The following is a 16661-nucleotide window of genomic DNA, read 5'->3' on the forward strand; positions in this document are numbered from 1 at the left end:
ATGACTCTCACCGCCGATCCGCGCCCGCCCGCGCTGCGCGACCGCTCGAACCGCCGATCCCGGCGGAGGTTTCCCTGGGTGCCGGCCATCATCGCCCTGGGCTTCATCCTGGGTGTCGCGGTCTTCCTCTACCCGAGCGCCGCGGCCTGGCTCACGCAGTACCAGCAGACGCAGCGGATCGACGGCTACTCGAACACCGTCCGCGATCTCAACGCCGAGTCGCGTCACCAGGCGATCCAGGATGCTCTCGCCTACAACAGCGCCCTCGTCGACGGCACGTCCGTCGTCGCCGCCGGTGAGCGCAAGCCGCAGGCCGAAGGCGGCACCGCCGCCGACGACTACGACCGGCTCCTCCGCGCCGACGCGGAAGGGCTCATGGCGCGCATCAAGATCCCCGTCATCGACCTCGATCTGCCGATCTATCACGGCACGAGCGACGACACCCTGGAGCGGGGGATCGGGCACCTCGCGGGCACCGCACTCCCCGTCGGCGGGACTGACTCGCACTCCATCCTGACGGGGCATCGTGGTCTCGCCGGTGCCGAGCTCTTCACGAGGCTCGACGAGGTCGAACTCGGCGACACCTTCACGATCGAGGTCTTCGGCGAGGTCCTGACCTATCAGGTGCGCGACAAGAAGGTCGTGCAGCCCGACCAGACCGAGACCCTGTATCCGACGCGCGGCGAGGACCTCGTCACGCTCGTGACGTGCACGCCGCTCGGCATCAACAGTCACCGCATCCTTCTCACCGCCGAACGCATCCTGCCGACGCCCTTGGCCGACATCGAGGCTGCGGGGCAGCATCCCTCAGTGCCGGGATTCCCGTGGTGGGCACTCGTCTTCGGCGGCGTCGTCATCGCCGGTTCCACCTACGTCTGGGTCATGTCACGGCCGCGCCGCGCCGCTGCGACACCGACCGAAGCGCGCGTCGCCGCACCTTCCGACGGCGGGGGATCCGCGTCACAATGAGTTCGACGGGCACCGGCCCGTCGAGCACTTCGAAGGAGACCGCGCATGGGCATCGATGACCTCGTCAACCAGGGCAAGCAGTTCCTCGACCAGAACAAGGACAAGATCGGCGACGCGCTGAAGAGCGACAAGGCCGAAGAAGTCAGCGACAACGCCCTCGGCGCCGCCGCAGACTTCGTCAAGAAGGTCGCACCGGACAGCGTCGACCAGCACGTCGACGGCGTTCGCGACAAGCTCGACGGCATGATCGGCAACGACGGCAAGGACGCCGGCGGAGTCTGACGCAGAGCGCCACGCGCACTCGACTCCCGGTGCGGCTTCCCGAAGCCTGCCGGAGAGAGGGGCTTGTGCGTCCTGTGGCCCTCCCCTAGATTGGCGCCATTCAAGCCCCAGGTCAATGAATGGAACTGAATGACGTCGTTCCGTCGTTCGGCCCGCGGCACAGCGAAGTGACGAATGCAATGGGAGAGCAATGCCGAACCACATCAGACGGAGCGCTGGTGTCGCGGGGGTGTTCGCGCTCGCGGTGAGTCTTCTCGCCGTCGGGGCCACACCTGCGCTCGCAGACGTTCCGAGCGGGAACGACGACTACAAGACCACTGTCGCCGAGTACGTCGCGGAGCGCGACCACCTCGTGGCGACCTACCCGGATCTCGCTCGCGTCGTCGAGCTGCCGGAGCCATCGTCGAAGGGCACCCCGATCTGGGGACTCGAGATCACGCGTGACGTCGACGTCCCCGACGGCAAGCCGGTCTTCGTCCAGGTCGGCACCCACCACGGCAACGAGTGGACGAGCACGGAGCTCACATGGGAGTTCGCGTGGGATCTGCTCACCAACGCCGACTCTCCCGAGTACGCGGACCTTCTGGACTCGACGCGCGTCGTCATCGTTCCGCTCGTGAACCCGGACGGCTTCGAAGCGCACACCCGCGCGACGCAGACCGGCATCGACATGAACCGCAACTACGGCTACGGCTGGATCCCGTCGGCCCGCGGCTCCGGCAACGGCACGGCGGCGTGGTCCGAGCCCGAGACGCGCAACATCCAGTGGCTGATGTCGACGCGGCAGGCGACGGTGTTCAACACGCAGCACACGTGCATCCAGGTCGTGCTCTACCCGCCCCTGCTCAAGGCCGCCGGCCTGACCCAGGACAACGACCGTCTGCACGCGCTCGCGGCCGAGATGGCCGCTGCCCTCGGCCCGACCTACACGGCCCTTCCGTCCGGATGGGACTACGAGACCAACGGCGAGGCGATCGACTGGACGTACTACGCGACCCGCGCCCTGTCGGTGACGACCGAGACGTGCCACCCCGGCGTGAACAACAGCCGTCACAACTACAAGCTCGAGGTCGGCGACTACTACCCGACGTTCAAGAACGCCGTGATCGTCGCGCTGCGCGAGACCGCCAACCCGGCTCAGCACTCGAGGATCACCGGCGTCGCGGTACCCGGGACGACGCTCGAGTTGAGCAAGGCGTTCCCCATGTACACGCGACCCCACGCACAGCCCGACGGCACGGTCGCCCCCGTGAGCTTCGAGCAGTCGCTCACGAGCGAGATGGTCGTCACGAACGCGGACGGCTCCTTCACCTGGGCGGTCAACCCGTCGGTGCGGCCGGCCGGTGCCTACACGGCCGAAGGAGTGCGCGACGTCTCGCAGCTTCCGGCCGAAGAGGCCTTCGTCACGGATGAGCCGTGGCTGCTGACCTGCACCACTCCGGACGGTGCGACGCAGACCGTCGAGGTGAACGTCGACCTGGGCCAGATCGCCGAGGTCGAGATGGCCGAGTGCGCACCCGACCCCGTGACCGCGGAGACCACGGCGCGTGCGCTCGGCGGCAAGGTCTACCTGTCGGTGTCGGCGACGAACTTCGCGCGGGTGCCTGCCGACATCAAGGTCACCACCGCATACGGGAGCAAGACGTTCACGAACGTCGCGCCCGGCACGACGGTCGCCGTCTCGGTCAACTCGCGCCTGAACGCGGTCCCGGCCGGGGAGGCGACGGTCGTCTCGACCGTCGAGATGAACGGCGAGATCACCGTCAATGTCGCGAAGGCGTCCTATGCGGCCTATCCGGCGGACTGATCGCGGTGGGAAGTGAGGCGGACGTGTCCCGGCAACGGCCGGGGCACGTCCGCCTCGATCAAGGGGGAGGAAGATGACGAAACCGGCCGACGCGCTCGCGGCGCTCATCGAGGACAGGCGACTCACTCCCATCCAGCGGCGCATCGCGCACCGGATCATGTCGGACCGGACCGACGCCGCCTACCGCAGCGCGAGCGAACTCGCCGCCCTCGCGGATGTCAGCCAGCCGTCGGTGAGCAGATTCGTGCGGACGCTCGGCTTCGGCAGCTTCCAGGAGTTCTCGCAGTTCCTGCGCCGCAGCGCCGGCACGGCATCGTCCGAGCCCGCCTCCGGTGCCGGCGAAGACCTCAACATCTACCAGCGCGCGGCGAGCGCCGAAGTCCGCAACCTCCTGAAACTGCGCGACGATCTCGCGAACCCCGAGCCGCTCCGCGCGATCGCCGGTCGACTCGTGGATTCCGGACCCCTCGTCGTCGTGGGTCTGCGCGCGTCCTCGGGACTCGCGCAGACGCTCGGATACTTCGCGGCGATCGTCCTCGCGGACGTCCGCGTCTTCACGCATTTCGACAGTGCGACGCAGGACTCGCTGGAACAGGCCCGCATGTCCGGCGCCACGTGGGCGATCCTGCTGGCGCTGCCGCGCTATCCGGCTGAGATCGTCGAGGTCGCGCGCTTCGCGAAATCCATCGGGCTCCGTGTGCTCGCGATCACCGACTCGCCGTACACGGCCCTCACCGAGTTGGCCGACGATCGACTTGTCGCACCCGTGGGCAATCAGCTCGTGTTCGACTCCCACGTCGTGCCGACGATGCTGTGCATGTCGTTGCTCGAGGCGATCGTCGAGGTCAGCCCGGAGTCGACTCAGCACCGCCTGGAGTCCTTCGAGGAGTCCGTCGTCGCCCGGCGGGTGTTCATGGGGCCGTGACGCGTCCCACGTCGTCGTCGCCGACGTCCATCTACGTGCTCCATCCAAACGAAAGGACCAGCGTGCTGCTCTCCGACCTCTCACCGCTCGGCCGCAACGGCGCGACCGGCGGCTACAACAGATTCGCGTGGGGTCCATCCGAGCTCGCGGCACGCGAGTGGTTCGTCGGCCGTGCGGGCGATCTCGGGCTCGACGTCGACGTCGACCGCAACGGAAACCTCTGGGCGTGGTGGGATGCGCACCTCCCCGGAAAGGCCTTCGTGTGCGGGTCGCATCTCGACAGCGTTCCCGAAGGTGGCCTGTGGGACGGCCCCCTCGGTGTCGCGGCGGCGTTCGCCGCCGTCGGCGAGCTGATGGCCTCCGGCATCCGTCCGCGGCGTCCGATCGCCGTCGTCGCGTTCTCGGACGAAGAGGGCTCACGGTTCGGAACGGCATGCCTCGGCTCGCGCCTGATGACCGGATCGCTCACGGCCGACCGTGCGCTGCGACTTTCGGACGCCGACGGGACGACGCTCGCCGAGGTGCTCGGCAGGAACGGGCACACGCCGGAGCACATCGGAGCCGACCACGCCCTCCTCGCCAGGATCGGCGAATTCGTGGAGGTCCATGTCGAGCAGGGTCATATGCCCGTGGAGTCGGAGCGGGGCGCCGGTCTCGCATCGCTCGGACAGCCGCTCGGCATCGCCACGGCGATCTGGCCCCACGGCCGCTGGCGCATGGATCTCGCGGGTGTGGCCAATCACGCGGGAACGACACCGCTCGACGCGCGCACCGACCCGGTGCTCAAGATGGCGCAGGGCATCCTGGCCGTCCGGTCGGCGGCAGAGGAGCTCGGCGTGCTCGCCACGGTGGGGCGCGTCGACGTCGAGCCCGGCGCGGTCAACGCCATCGCGTCGCGTGCGCGGCTGTGGATCGACGCCCGGGGCGCGGATGCGGAGCGCGTGCGCGCCCTCACCCGCAGCATCCAGCACCGCATGGGGGAGCCCGTCGTGGAAGAGAGCTGGACGCCCGTCGTCTTCTTCGATCCGGGGGTGGCGGAGACGATCGACGCCGCGGTGGGGCGGGCGCTGCCCCGGCTGCCGTCCGGTGCGGGCCACGACGCGGGGGTCCTCGCGCTCGCCGGCATCCCCACGGCGATGATCCTCGTGCGCAATGTCACGGGTGTCTCCCATTCGCCCGAAGAACACGTGGACGACTCCGACGCGGCGATCGCGGTGCAGGCTCTGCGTTCGCTCATGACCGCGCGCGCCGCCTGAGACGATGGGCACCTTCTGGCTCGAGCACGCGGCCATCGGCGACGACGTCGTCGCCGGCGTGCGACTGATCGAGCGGGACGGCATCATCGTCGACCACGTCGTGGAGGAATCCCCCCGCGAGGGGGATGCGCAGCTGCGCGGTCTGACCGTGCCGGGGTTCGCCAACGCGCACTCCCATGCGTTCCACCGCGTCCTGCGGGGGCGCCTCAGTCACGACGCCGGCGACTTCTGGAGCTGGCGGACGCTCATGTACCACGCCGTCACGCGACTGGATGTCGACCTCTACCGGCGGACGGCGACGGCCGTCTACGCGGAGATGGTGCTCGCCGGCTACACCGTGGTGGGCGAGTTCCACTACGTGCACCATCGGCCCGACGGGCGCCCGCACGACGTCGTCAACGCGATGGGGCACGCCCTCATCGAGGCCGCGCGGGATGCCGGGATCCGCCTCACGCTCCTGGACACCATGTACTTGCGCGGAGGACTCGACGAGGACGGCCGTTCCGTGCCGCTGGAGCCGGCGCAGCGCCGGTTCTCGGACCGCGACGTCGAGGGATGGTTCGCGCGACATGACGGGCTGTCGGCGGGTCCGCTCGTGCAGATCGGCGCAGCGATCCACTCCGTCCGCGCCGTGGATGTGCGCGGACTCGGACGGATCGCCGCCCGGTTGCAGCAGCGCCCCGTGCACGCGCATGTCTCCGAGCAGCCCCGGGAGAACCAGCAGGCGCGCGCGGCGTACGGCTGCACGCCCGTGCGGGCTCTCGAAGAAGCCGGTCTCCTGGGTCCCGCCTTCACCGCCGTCCACGCGACCCACCTCACCGACGAGGATGTGCAGGCGCTCGCGTCGAGCGGGAGCACGGTCTGCTTCTGTCCGACCACCGAGCGCGACCTCGCCGACGGCATCGGCCCCGCACGCGTGCTCGTGGAGGCGGGGGTCAGGCTCGCGATCGGCAGCGACCAGCACGTCATCGTCGATCCCTTCGACGAGCTGCGCGCCCTCGAGGGCCACGAGCGGCTCGCCTCGGGCAGACGCAGCAACTTCTCGCCGTCGCAGCTGCAGCGCATCGGCGGCGCGAACGGCTACGCGTCACTGGGCTGGAACGGCGGCCGGATCGAGCGCGGCGCGGTGTGCGATCTCGTGACGATCGACACGCGGAGCGTGCGCACCGCGGGGGCTCTGCCGGATCAGGTCTGGCTGAGCGCCGCGGCATCCGACGTGCGCGACGTCGTCGTCGCGGGCCGGCCCGTCGTCGCGAACGGGCGGCACCGTCTCGGTGACGTCGATGAGATGCTGGCGGCTGTCGTGGACGAGGTCTTCCACTGAGCAGGGATGCCACTTCCCGCCCGCGCGGAACGGTACTCGGGGGCCGTGGGAACCGGGGCGCCGGGCACCTGTTGTCGCGACACGCCCGAGTTTGCGACACGCCCGGGCTGCACGTACACTAGTGAGGTTCCACATTCCGACGTGCCTTCGCTGTGCAGGTCGGATCACTGCCAGGGCAGTGCATAGGCGGCGCGAGAGCGCAGAGTCCTAGGCCGCGGGCAGCAGAACACCAATCCACTCCCTCGACAGGTTCGAGCACCGGGATGCCCGGAGATCGAACTGCACGTATGCGTGCGGTCGGGGAGGGAGCCGGAGGCGCAGGCCGCCGGTTTGACACGAGAACAGTGGTGCACCAGTGCCAGGGCGTGCAAGCGCCGCAGTGCGTCCAATGCCCCCGGGGTCCCCGGGCCGGTAAGACGCGGATAGAGAGTGAGCAGACAATGGCGGGACAGAAGATCCGCATTCGCCTGAAGTCGTACGACCACGCCGGCCTCGATTCGTCGGCCCGCAAGATCGTCGACACCGTGACCCGTGCGGGCGCGACCGTCGTGGGCCCCGTGCCCCTTCCGACCGAGAAGAACGTCGTGTGCGTCATCCGGTCGCCCCACAAGTACAAGGACAGCCGCGAGCACTTCGAGATGCGCACCCACAAGCGCCTCATCGACATCATCGACCCGACGCCCAAGGCCGTCGACTCGCTGATGCGTCTCGACCTCCCGGCCGACGTCAACATCGAGATCAAGCTCTGAGGTCGACATGGCTGATATCAACTCTAAGGTTTCCAAGGGCCTGCTGGGCACGAAGCTCGGCATGACCCAGGTTTGGGACGAGAACGGCAAGGTCGTTCCCGTCACCGTCATCGAGGTGGCACCGAACGTCGTCACCCAGGTGCGCACGCCCGAGAAGGACGGCTACAAGGCCGTCCAGATCGCCTACGGCCAGATCGACCCCCGCAAGGTCAATAAGCCGCAGACCGCCCACTTCGAGGCCGCCGGCGTGACGCCGCGTCGCCACCTCACCGAGATCCGCACGGCGGATGCTGCTGACTACTCACTCGGTCAGGAGCTCACGGTCGACGGTGTCTTCGAAGCCGGTCAGCTCGTCGACGTCGTCGGCACGAGCAAGGGCAAGGGCACCGCGGGTGTCATGAAGCGCCACAACTTCAAGGGCGTCTCGGCATCTCACGGTGCACACCGCAACCACCGCAAGCCCGGTTCGATCGGCGCCTCGTCGACCCCGAGCCGTGTCTTCAAGGGCATGCGCATGGCCGGCCGTATGGGTGGCGAGCGCGTGACCGTCCTCAACCTCACGGTGCACGCCGTCGACGCCGAGAAGGGTCTGCTGCTCGTCAAGGGCGCCGTCCCCGGCGCGCGTGGCCGCATCGTCTACGTCCGCAACGCAGTGAAGGGTGCCTGAACTCATGGCTGACTCGACTCTCGCGCTCGACGTGCGCAAGTCCGACGGCAAGAAGGCCGGCTCCGTGGAGCTGCCCGCCGCGATCTTCGACGTCAAGACGAACATCCCGCTGATCCACCAGGTCGTCGTCGCGCAGCGCGCGGCGGCTCGCCAGGGCACGCACGCGACCAAGACCCGAGGCGACGTCTCGGGCTCGGGCCGCAAGCCGTTCAAGCAGAAGGGCACCGGTAACGCCCGTCAGGGTTCGGTGCGCATGCCGCAGCACCGCGGCGGTGGCACCGTCCACGGCCCGCAGCCGCGTGACTACTCGCAGCGCACGCCCAAGAAGATGATCGCCGCCGCGCTCCTCGGTGCGCTGAGCGACCGCGTCCGCGGCGAGCGTCTTCACGTCGTGGAGTCCTTCGGCATCGAAGGCGCCCCCTCGACGAAGGCCGCTGCCGCCGTCCTCGCCGGCTTCGGCGCGGCCAAGAACGTCCTGATCGTCATCGACCGTGACGACGAGCTCAGCATCCGCAGCCTGCGCAACCTCGCATACGTGCACGTGCTGACCTTCGACCAGCTGAACGCCTACGACGTGATCGTCTCGGACGACATCGTCTTCACCAAGGCCGCCTTCGACGCGTTTGTCTCGACCAAGCTCGACACAAGTGCCGCTGCGAAGTCCGGCGCCACCACCGTGAGCACCGAGGAGGTCTCGGCATGAGCACCGTGAACAAGGACCCGCGCGACATCATCCTGAAGCCGGTCGTCTCCGAGAAGAGCTACGGGCTCATCGACGAGGGCAAGTACACGTTCCTCGTGGACCCCCGCTCGACGAAGACCGAGATCAAGCTCGCCATCGAGAAGATCTTCGGCGTCAAGGTCGTCGCGGTCAACACGATCAACCGCGTCGGCAAGTCCCGCCGCACCCGCTTCGGCACGGGCAAGCGCAAGGACACCAAGCGCGCCATCGTGACGCTCAAGTCGGGCACCATCGACATCTTCACGGCAGTCGGCTGACGGTCGGGATAGAGGACTAGAGAACAATGGCTATTCGCAAGTACAAGCCCACGACCCCGGGTCGCCGCGGCTCGTCGGTGGCTGACTTCGCCGAGATCACCCGATCGACGCCTGAGAAGTCGCTCCTTCGCCCGCTGAGCAAGACCGGTGGCCGCAACAACCAGGGCCGCATCACGACGCGTCACATCGGTGGCGGCCACAAGCGCCAGTACCGACTGATCGACTTCCGTCGCAACGACAAGGACGGCGTCAACGCCAAGGTCGCTCACATCGAGTACGACCCCAACCGCACCGCGCGCATCGCGCTGCTGCACTACTTCGACGGCGAGAAGCGCTACATCCTCGCGCCGAACAAGCTGAAGCAGGGCGACATCGTCGAGTCGGGTGCCGGCGCCGACATCAAGCCCGGCAACAACCTGCCGCTGCGCAACATCCCCACCGGTACCGTGATCCACGCGATCGAGCTCCGCCCCGGCGGCGGCGCGAAGATGGCGCGTTCGGCCGGTGTGTCGGTGCGTCTCGTCGCCAAGGACGGCCCCTACGCGCAGCTTCGTCTGCCGTCGGGCGAGATCCGCAACGTCGACGCGCGCTGCCGTGCGACGATCGGCGAGGTCGGCAACGCCGAGCAGTCGAACATCAACTGGGGCAAGGCCGGCCGCAACCGCTGGAAGGGCATCCGCCCGACCGTCCGCGGTGTCGCGATGAACCCGGTCGACCACCCGCACGGTGGTGGCGAGGGCAAGACGTCCGGTGGACGCCACCCCGTCTCCCCCTGGGGTCAGGCAGAGGGTCGCACCCGCCACCCCAACAAGGAGAGCGACAAGTACATCGTCCGCCGTCGCAACGCCGGCAAGAAGCGCAAGTAGGAGTAGAGGATGCCTCGCAGCCTTAAGAAGGGCCCCTTCGTCGACGAGCACCTGCTTCGCAAGGTCGTCTCCCAGAACGAAGCCGGTTCCAAGAACGTCATCAAGACCTGGTCCCGTCGCTCGATGATCATCCCGGCCATGCTGGGTCACACGATCGCCGTGCACGACGGTCGCAAGCACATCCCTGTGTTCGTGAGCGAGACCATGGTCGGTCACAAACTGGGCGAATTCGCGCCTACCCGCACCTTCCGCGGCCACGAGAAGGACGACAAGAAGGGTCGCCGCCGCTGACGCGGGGCGCTCTCGACAGAGATTAGGAGGAGAAGCAATGGTGGATTCCATCGCACGCGTGAAGCACATCCGCGTGACCCCTCAGAAGGCTCGCCGTGTCGTCGCTCTCATCAAGGGCAAGCAGGCTCAGGAGGCCTTGGCCATCCTGAAGTTCGCTCCGCAGGGCGCCAGTGAGCCGATCTACAAGCTCGTCGCCGCTGCCATCGCGAATGCTCGCGTGAAGGCGGACAAGGACGGCGAGTTCCTGGACGAGCAGGACCTGTACGTGGCCAACGCGTACGTCGACGAGGGCACGACGCTCAAGCGTTTCCAGCCCCGCGCTCAGGGTCGCGCTTTCCAGATCAAGAAGCGCACGAGCCACATCACGGTCGTGCTCTCCACGCCCGAGGTCGCAGACGCGGCTCCGGCAGCGTCGACAAGCTCAACGACCGGTAAGAAGAAGGCGAGCAAGTAATGGGCCAGAAAGTCAACCCGTACGGCTTCCGCCTCGGGATCACCACCGACCACGTGTCGCGCTGGTTTTCCGACTCGACGAAGCCCGGCCAGCGCTACGCGGACTACGTGGCCGAGGACATCAAGATCCGCAAGCTGCTGCAGAAGAACCTCGACCGCGCGGGCGTCAGCAACATCGAGATCGAGCGCACGCGTGACCGCGTTCGCGTCGACATCCACACCGCCCGCCCGGGCATCGTGATCGGCCGCCGCGGCGCCGAGGCCGAGCGCATCCGCGCCGACCTCGAGAAGCTCACCGGCAAGCAGATCCAGCTCAACATCCTCGAGGTCAAGAACCCCGAGGCCGACGCGCAGCTGGTCGCCCAGGGCGTGGCCGAGCAGCTCTCCGCTCGCGTGGCGTTCCGCCGCGCGATGCGCAAGGGTCTGCAGGGCGCGCAGCGCGCCGGCGCCAAGGGTGTCCGCATCCAGGTGTCGGGCCGCCTCGGCGGCGCCGAGATGAGCCGTTCGGAGTTCTACCGCGAAGGCCGTGTGCCGCTGCACACGCTCCGCGCGAACATCGACTACGGCTTCTACGAGGCCAAGACCACCTTCGGCCGCATCGGCGTGAAGGTCTGGATCTACAAGGGCGACCTCACCAACAAGGAACTCGCGCGCGAGCAGGCGAATGCGCCGAAGGCACCCCGCGGTCGTGACGACCGTGGCGGCGACCGTCGCCGTGGCCCCCGCAACGAGGCCCCCGTCGCAGAAGGAGCGTCTGCCTGATGCTTATTCCCCGCAAGGTCAAGTACCGCAAGCAGCACCACCCGGGTCGCTCCGGCCAGGCCTCCGGCGGCACCAAGGTGTCGTTCGGTGAGTTCGGCATCCAGGCGCTCACGCCCGCGTACGTGACGAACCGTCAGATCGAGTCCGCTCGTATCGCGATGACCCGTCACATCAAGCGTGGCGGCAAGGTGTGGATCAACATCTACCCCGACCGCCCGCTCACCAAGAAGCCCGCCGAGACCCGCATGGGTTCGGGTAAGGGCTCGCCGGAATGGTGGGTCGCGAACGTCAAGCCGGGCCGCGTCCTCTTCGAGGTCGCCGGTGTCAGCGAGGAACTCGCTCGCGAAGCCCTCACCCGGGCAATCCACAAGCTGCCGCTCAAGGCACGCATCATCAAGCGCGAGGAGGGCGACGCGTAATGGCGATCGGCACCAAGACGCTCGCCCCGAGCGAGCTCGACACGTTCGAAGACCAGCGCCTGGTCGAAGAGCTGCGCAAGGCCAAGGAAGAGCTGTTCAACCTGCGCTTCCAGTCGGCCACCGGCCAGCTCGAGAGCCACGGCCGCATCCGTGCGGTCAAGCGCGACATCGCGCGGCTCTACACCGTCATCCGTGAGCGCGAGCTCGGCATCCGTGCCACGCCCGCACCGCTGGAGACGGCGACGAAGGCGAAGAAGACCAAGGCCAAGAAGGCGGATGCCGCTGACGAGGCGACGAAGGAAGAGGCTGAGTGATGGCCACCAAGAAGGCTGAAGAAGCCGTCGTGACCGGTCACGAATCGGCTGAGCACGACGTGCGCGACGTGGACGCCCGCGGTTACCGCAAGTCGCGCCGCGGCTACGTCGTGAGCGACAAGATGGACAAGACGATCGTCGTCGAGGTCGAGGACCGCGTGAAGCACCCCCTCTACGGCAAGGTCATCCGTCGCACGTCCAAGGTCAAGGCACACGATGAGGGCAACACCGCCGGCATCGGCGACCTGGTCGTCATCAACGAGACCCGCCCGCTGAGCGCCACCAAGCGCTGGCGCCTCGTGGAGATTCTGGAGAAGGCCAAGTGATTCAGAACGAATCCCGCATCAAGGTCGCCGACAACACCGGCGCGAAGGAGCTGCTCACCATCCGCGTGCTCGGCGGCTCCGCACGTCGCTACGCCGGCGTGGGCGACATCATCGTCGCGACGGTCAAGGACGCGATCCCCGGCGGAAACGTCAAGAAGGGCGACATCGTCAAGGCTGTCGTCGTCCGCACCGTCAAGTCCACCCGTCGTCCCGACGGTTCCTACATCAAGTTCGACGAGAACGCCGCCGTCATCCTGAAGAGCGACGGGGAGCCTCGCGGCACCCGCATCTTCGGACCGGTCGGTCGTGAGCTTCGTGACAAGAAGTTCATGAAGATCGTCTCGCTCGCCCCGGAGGTCATTTGATCATGGCGAAGATCAAGAAGGGCGACCTGGTTCAGGTCATCACGGGCGCCAAGCCCGAACGCGGCGGCGACCGCGGCAAGCAGGGCAAGGTCCTCGAGATCCTGTCCGAGCAGAACCGCGTCATCGTCGAGGGCGTGAACTACGTCACCAAGCACACCCGCGTGGGCCAGACCCAGCGCGGAGCCAAGACGGGCGGCATCGAGACGATGGAAGCCCCGATCCACATCTCCAACGTCGCACTCGTCGACCCCTCGAGCAAGAAGCCGACCCGCGTCGGTCACCGCGTCGAGGAGCAGACGAAGGACGGCGTCAAGCGCACCGTCCGCGTGCGTTACGCGAAGAAGTCAGGCAAGGACCTCTGAACATGAGCAACGCCACTGCCGTGGAGGCTGGCAAGATCCAGCCCCGCCTGAAGCAGAAGTACCGGAACGAGATCAAGAAGCAGCTGCAGGAAGAGTTCGGCTACGCGAACGTCATGCAGATCCCCGGTCTCGTGAAGATCGTCGTGAACACGGGCGTCGGCGAAGCCGCGCGCGACAGCAAGGTGATCGACGGCGCGGTCTCGGACCTCGTCCAGATCACCGGCCAGAAGCCGATCGTCACGAAGGCACGCAAGTCGATCGCTCAGTTCAAGCTGCGCGAGGGCCAGCCCATCGGCGCACACGTCACCCTCCGCGGTGACCGTGCGTGGGAGTTCCTCGACCGCCTCGTGAACCTCGCGCTGCCGCGTATCCGCGACTTCCGCGGGCTTTCGCCCCAGCAGTTCGACGGTCACGGCAACTACACGTTCGGTCTCCAGGAGCAGTCCGTGTTCCACGAGATCGACCAGGACCGGATCGATCGCGTGCGCGGCTTCGACATCACGATCGTCACCGATGCGAAGACGGACGACGAGGGCCGCGCACTCCTGCGCCACCTCGGCTTCCCGTTCCGCACCGAGAACGCACAGGCCTGATCTTCGGATGCCGCGGGTTCGGCGCACGGCGCACGGCGCCTGCCCGCGGCATCCGTTCCCACAACTGAATACTGCTGAATCATCGAAGGTCGGCCGGCGTGTAACGGTGTGTCGAAACCTCATGAACAAAGGAAAACAACCATGACGATGACAGACCCGGTCGCAGACATGCTGACCCGTCTGCGCAACGCGAACTCGGCACACCACGACTCCGTGGCCATGCCCAACTCGAAGCTCAAGACGAACATCGCCGAGATCCTCACGAAAGAGGGCTACATCGCGGGGTGGGAGATCAGCGACGCACGCGTCGGCCAGACCCTCACCATCTCGCTGAAGTACGGCCCCAACCGCGAGCGGTCGATCGCCGGCATCAAGCGCGTCTCCAAGCCCGGTCTGCGCGTGTACGCACGCTCGACCGAGCTGCCCACCGTGCTCGGTGGTCTCGGCGTCGCGATCCTGTCCACCTCCTCCGGTCTTCTCACGGACCGTCAGGCCGAGCAGAAGGGCGTGGGCGGGGAAGTTCTCGCCTACGTGTGGTGATCTGACATGTCGCGTATCGGACGCCTTCCCATCGACATCCCCGCCGGCGTGACCGTCTCGGTCTCCGGTCAGGACGTCACCGTCAAGGGCCCCAAGGGCGAGCTGACGCTCGCCGTGGCTCGCCCCCTCGAGGTCAAGGTCGAGGAGAACCAGGTCATCGTGACCCGGCCCGACGACGAGCGCGAATCGCGCTCGCTGCACGGCCTGACCCGCACCCTGATCAACAACAACATCATCGGTGTCACGCAGGGCTACTCGAAGGGCCTCGAAGTCGTCGGCACGGGCTACCGCGTCGCGCAGAAGGGCAGCTCGCTCGAGTTCGCACTCGGCTTCTCGCACCCCGTGCTCGTCGACCCGCCCACCGGGATCACGTTCTCGGTCGAGGGCAACAACAAGGTCACCGTGACCGGCATCGACAAGCAGGCCGTCGGTGAGGCGGCTGCGAACATCCGCAAGATCCGCAAGCCCGAGCCCTACAAGGGCAAGGGTGTGCGTTACGCGGGCGAGGTCGTCCGCCGCAAGGCCGGAAAGGCTGGTAAGTAAGCATGGCTGTGAAGTCGAAGTCCGACGCCCGCGCGCGTCGTCACGCCCGCCTTCGCAAGAAGGTCGTCGGCACTGCCGAGCGTCCCCGCCTCGTGGTCACGCGTTCCTCGCGTCACGTGTTCGTCCAGCTCGTCGACGACAGCCAGGGTCACACCGTGGCCTCGGCGTCGACGCTGGAGACCGATCTGCGTTCGTTCGACGGTGACAAGACCGCCAAGGCGCGCAAGGTCGGCGAGCTCGTCGCCGAGCGTGCGAAGGCCGCCGGCGTCGAAGACGTCGTGTTCGACCGCGGTGGCAACCGCTACGCGGGCCGGGTCGCGGCGATCGCCGACGGCGCCCGCGAGGGAGGTCTGAACCTGTGAGTGAGAACAAGGAGAACGAAGTGACCACGACCGCTGAGCCGGCTGCGGCCACCGAGGCACCCGCCACGGAGGCGCCCGCCGAGCGCGAGCGCGAGCCGCGCCGCGGCGGACGTGAGCGCAACCAGAACCAGCGCGACCGTGGTCGCGACCGCAACGAGAGCCAGTTCCTCGAGCGCGTCGTCACCATCAACCGCGTGTCGAAGGTCGTCAAGGGCGGCCGTCGCTTCAGCTTCACGGCGCTCGTCGTCGTGGGTGACGGCAACGGTCTCGTGGGCGTCGGCTACGGCAAGGCCCGCGAAGTGCCCCTGGCCATCTCGAAGGGTGTCGAAGAGGCCAAGCGCAACTTCTTCCGCGTGCCCCGCGTCGGCAAGACCATCCCGCACCCCGTGCAGGGTGAGACCGCCGCAGGCGTCGTGCTGCTTCGCCCCGCCGCCGCGGGTACCGGTGTCATCGCCGGTGGTCCCGTCCGCGCCGTGCTCGAGTGCGCCGGCATCCACGATGTCCTCTCGAAGTCGCTCGGCTCGTCGAACACGATCAACATCGTGCACGCGACGGTCACGGCGCTGAAGATGCTCGAGGAGCCCCGTGCGGTCGCCGCGCGCCGTGGCCTGGACTACGACCAGGTTGCACCGGCGATCCTGCTCCGCAACGAGGCCAAGGCCGCTGAGGCAGCGAAGGCAGGTTCATGATGGCCGAACGTCTGAAGGTCACACAGGTCAAGTCCAAGGTGAGCGAGAAGCAGAACCAGCGCGACACGCTGCGTTCGCTCGGTCTCAAGCGGATCGGCGACTCGGTCGTCCGTCCGGACGACGCGCAGACGCGCGGTTACGTCAAGACCGTCGCCCACCTCGTGAAGGTTGAGGAGATCGACTAATGGCTGAGAAGGCCGAGAAGAAGGACGAGGCCGTCACGGCCGCGCCCAAGAAGGCTGCCGCCAAGAAGCCGGCCGCCACCAAGGCCGCGCCGAAGAAGGATGCCCCGGCATCCCGGCCCGGCGTCCTCAAGGTGCACCACCTGCGTCCCGTCCCGGGCGCCCACACCGCCAAGACCCGTGTCGGTCGCGGTGAGGGCTCGAAGGGCAAGACGGCCGGTCGCGGCACCAAGGGCACGAAGGCCCGCAACACCGTGCGGGTCGGCTTCGAGGGCGGCCAGATGCCGCTGCACATGCGTACGCCGAAGCTGCGCGGGTTCAAGAACCCGTTCCGCGTCGAGTACCAGGTCGTGAACCTCGAGAAGCTCGCCGAACTCTACCCGTCCGGTGGAGACGTCACCGTGAGCGACCTCGTCGCAAAGGGAGCCGTCCGCAAGAACGAGAAGGTCAAGGTGCTCGGCACCGGCGACATCTCGGTCAAGCTCACCGTGTCCGTCGACAAGGTCTCGGGTTCCGCCGAGCAGAAGATCGTCGCGGCAGGCGGCACCGTCAAGTAACACGCACGGAGAGGGCCGGAGGACATCCTCCGGCCCTCTCTGGGCTAACCTGGGTTTCG

Annotated in this window: 26 protein-coding genes; all 26 read left to right on the forward strand. The window is 67.6% G+C overall.

Going from position 1 to position 16661, the window contains the following annotated elements; genetic code table 11:
• The 26 genes from ACWIBS_RS12980 (at window position 1) to rplO (ending at window position 16602) form a co-directional block, all read left to right on the forward strand.
• Window positions 1-969 (forward strand): class C sortase, encoded by a 969-nt coding sequence (locus ACWIBS_RS12980; RefSeq protein ID WP_376129528.1) that lies wholly within the window; start codon window positions 1-3, stop codon window positions 967-969.
• A 45-nt stretch (window positions 970-1014) separates the two neighbouring features.
• Window positions 1015-1251, forward strand: coding sequence for a hypothetical protein (locus tag ACWIBS_RS12985; protein WP_376129525.1), 237 nt, complete (start codon window positions 1015-1017; stop codon window positions 1249-1251).
• 190 nt (window positions 1252-1441) lie between these two features.
• Window positions 1442-3058: a M14 family zinc carboxypeptidase gene (locus tag ACWIBS_RS12990; protein WP_376129522.1), complete on the forward strand. Its 1617-nt coding sequence runs from the start codon at window positions 1442-1444 to the stop codon at window positions 3056-3058.
• Between the two features lie 73 nt (window positions 3059-3131).
• The gene (locus ACWIBS_RS12995; protein ID WP_376129519.1) at window positions 3132-3983 is read left to right on the forward strand and encodes a MurR/RpiR family transcriptional regulator; all 852 of its coding nucleotides are present in this window, start codon (window positions 3132-3134) and stop codon (window positions 3981-3983) included.
• Window positions 3984-4045: 62 nt separating this feature from the next.
• The gene (locus tag ACWIBS_RS13000; RefSeq protein WP_376129517.1) at window positions 4046-5239 is read left to right on the forward strand and encodes an allantoate amidohydrolase; all 1194 of its coding nucleotides are present in this window, start codon (window positions 4046-4048) and stop codon (window positions 5237-5239) included.
• A gap of 4 nt (window positions 5240-5243) precedes the next feature.
• Window positions 5244-6563 carry a formimidoylglutamate deiminase gene (locus tag ACWIBS_RS13005; protein WP_376129514.1) on the forward strand — a complete coding sequence of 440 codons (1320 nt, stop codon included), beginning with the start codon at window positions 5244-5246 and terminating at the stop codon, window positions 6561-6563.
• A gap of 440 nt (window positions 6564-7003) precedes the next feature.
• Entirely contained in the window at window positions 7004-7312 is a 309-nt protein-coding gene (gene rpsJ / locus ACWIBS_RS13010) for a 30S ribosomal protein S10 (RefSeq protein WP_013584016.1), read from the forward strand.
• Between the two features lie 7 nt (window positions 7313-7319).
• On the forward strand, window positions 7320-7979 hold the full coding sequence (rplC, locus tag ACWIBS_RS13015; RefSeq protein ID WP_376129512.1) for a 50S ribosomal protein L3: 660 nt from the start codon (window positions 7320-7322) through the stop codon (window positions 7977-7979).
• Window positions 7980-7983: 4 nt separating this feature from the next.
• Window positions 7984-8682: a 50S ribosomal protein L4 gene (gene rplD / locus ACWIBS_RS13020; RefSeq protein WP_376129509.1), complete on the forward strand. Its 699-nt coding sequence runs from the start codon at window positions 7984-7986 to the stop codon at window positions 8680-8682.
• Window positions 8679-8978 carry a 50S ribosomal protein L23 gene (rplW, locus tag ACWIBS_RS13025; RefSeq protein WP_376129507.1) on the forward strand — a complete coding sequence of 100 codons (300 nt, stop codon included), beginning with the start codon at window positions 8679-8681 and terminating at the stop codon, window positions 8976-8978. Before rplD ends, rplW begins: the two co-directional genes overlap by 4 nt.
• A 26-nt stretch (window positions 8979-9004) precedes the next feature.
• Window positions 9005-9844: a 50S ribosomal protein L2 gene (rplB, locus tag ACWIBS_RS13030; protein WP_376129504.1), complete on the forward strand. Its 840-nt coding sequence runs from the start codon at window positions 9005-9007 to the stop codon at window positions 9842-9844.
• Window positions 9845-9853: 9 nt separating this feature from the next.
• The gene (rpsS, locus tag ACWIBS_RS13035; protein WP_248170013.1) at window positions 9854-10135 is read left to right on the forward strand and encodes a 30S ribosomal protein S19; all 282 of its coding nucleotides are present in this window, start codon (window positions 9854-9856) and stop codon (window positions 10133-10135) included.
• Window positions 10136-10172: 37 nt separating this feature from the next.
• On the forward strand, window positions 10173-10589 hold the full coding sequence (gene rplV, locus ACWIBS_RS13040; RefSeq protein WP_376129501.1) for a 50S ribosomal protein L22: 417 nt from the start codon (window positions 10173-10175) through the stop codon (window positions 10587-10589).
• Window positions 10589-11350 carry a 30S ribosomal protein S3 gene (gene rpsC, locus ACWIBS_RS13045; RefSeq protein ID WP_376129499.1) on the forward strand — a complete coding sequence of 254 codons (762 nt, stop codon included), beginning with the start codon at window positions 10589-10591 and terminating at the stop codon, window positions 11348-11350. Before rplV ends, rpsC begins: the two co-directional genes overlap by 1 nt.
• Window positions 11350-11769, forward strand: a complete 420-nt coding sequence (gene rplP / locus ACWIBS_RS13050) for a 50S ribosomal protein L16 (RefSeq protein ID WP_376129497.1) — start codon at window positions 11350-11352, stop codon at window positions 11767-11769. Before rpsC ends, rplP begins: the two co-directional genes overlap by 1 nt.
• Window positions 11769-12083 (forward strand): 50S ribosomal protein L29, encoded by a 315-nt coding sequence (gene rpmC, locus ACWIBS_RS13055; protein WP_159846875.1) that lies wholly within the window; start codon window positions 11769-11771, stop codon window positions 12081-12083. Before rplP ends, rpmC begins: the two co-directional genes overlap by 1 nt.
• Window positions 12083-12409 (forward strand): 30S ribosomal protein S17, encoded by a 327-nt coding sequence (rpsQ, locus tag ACWIBS_RS13060; RefSeq protein ID WP_376129494.1) that lies wholly within the window; start codon window positions 12083-12085, stop codon window positions 12407-12409. The genes rpmC and rpsQ overlap by 1 nt, the downstream gene beginning before the upstream one ends.
• A complete protein-coding gene (gene rplN, locus ACWIBS_RS13065) occupies window positions 12406-12774 on the forward strand; it encodes a 50S ribosomal protein L14 (RefSeq protein ID WP_376129491.1) in 369 nt (122 codons plus the stop codon). Before rpsQ ends, rplN begins: the two co-directional genes overlap by 4 nt.
• A gap of 2 nt (window positions 12775-12776) precedes the next feature.
• Window positions 12777-13136, forward strand: a complete 360-nt coding sequence (gene rplX / locus ACWIBS_RS13070) for a 50S ribosomal protein L24 (RefSeq protein ID WP_376129489.1) — start codon at window positions 12777-12779, stop codon at window positions 13134-13136.
• A gap of 2 nt (window positions 13137-13138) precedes the next feature.
• The gene (rplE, locus tag ACWIBS_RS13075; protein ID WP_376129487.1) at window positions 13139-13729 is read left to right on the forward strand and encodes a 50S ribosomal protein L5; all 591 of its coding nucleotides are present in this window, start codon (window positions 13139-13141) and stop codon (window positions 13727-13729) included.
• A gap of 141 nt (window positions 13730-13870) precedes the next feature.
• The gene (rpsH, locus tag ACWIBS_RS13080) at window positions 13871-14269 is read left to right on the forward strand and encodes a 30S ribosomal protein S8 (protein WP_376129485.1); all 399 of its coding nucleotides are present in this window, start codon (window positions 13871-13873) and stop codon (window positions 14267-14269) included.
• Window positions 14270-14275: 6 nt separating this feature from the next.
• Complete coding sequence (gene rplF / locus ACWIBS_RS13085; RefSeq protein WP_376129482.1) at window positions 14276-14812, forward strand: 50S ribosomal protein L6; 537 nt, start codon at window positions 14276-14278, stop codon at window positions 14810-14812.
• Between the two features lie 2 nt (window positions 14813-14814).
• Complete coding sequence (gene rplR / locus ACWIBS_RS13090) at window positions 14815-15174, forward strand: 50S ribosomal protein L18 (RefSeq protein WP_376129479.1); 360 nt, start codon at window positions 14815-14817, stop codon at window positions 15172-15174.
• Complete coding sequence (rpsE, locus tag ACWIBS_RS13095; RefSeq protein ID WP_376129476.1) at window positions 15171-15863, forward strand: 30S ribosomal protein S5; 693 nt, start codon at window positions 15171-15173, stop codon at window positions 15861-15863. The genes rplR and rpsE overlap by 4 nt, the downstream gene beginning before the upstream one ends.
• Window positions 15863-16048 carry a 50S ribosomal protein L30 gene (gene rpmD, locus ACWIBS_RS13100; protein ID WP_045275468.1) on the forward strand — a complete coding sequence of 62 codons (186 nt, stop codon included), beginning with the start codon at window positions 15863-15865 and terminating at the stop codon, window positions 16046-16048. The genes rpsE and rpmD overlap by 1 nt, the downstream gene beginning before the upstream one ends.
• A complete protein-coding gene (gene rplO, locus ACWIBS_RS13105) occupies window positions 16048-16602 on the forward strand; it encodes a 50S ribosomal protein L15 (RefSeq protein ID WP_376129474.1) in 555 nt (184 codons plus the stop codon). The genes rpmD and rplO overlap by 1 nt, the downstream gene beginning before the upstream one ends.
• Window positions 16603-16661 lie beyond the last annotated feature (59 nt).

This window comes from Microbacterium sp. NPDC055442 (assembly GCF_053644215.1).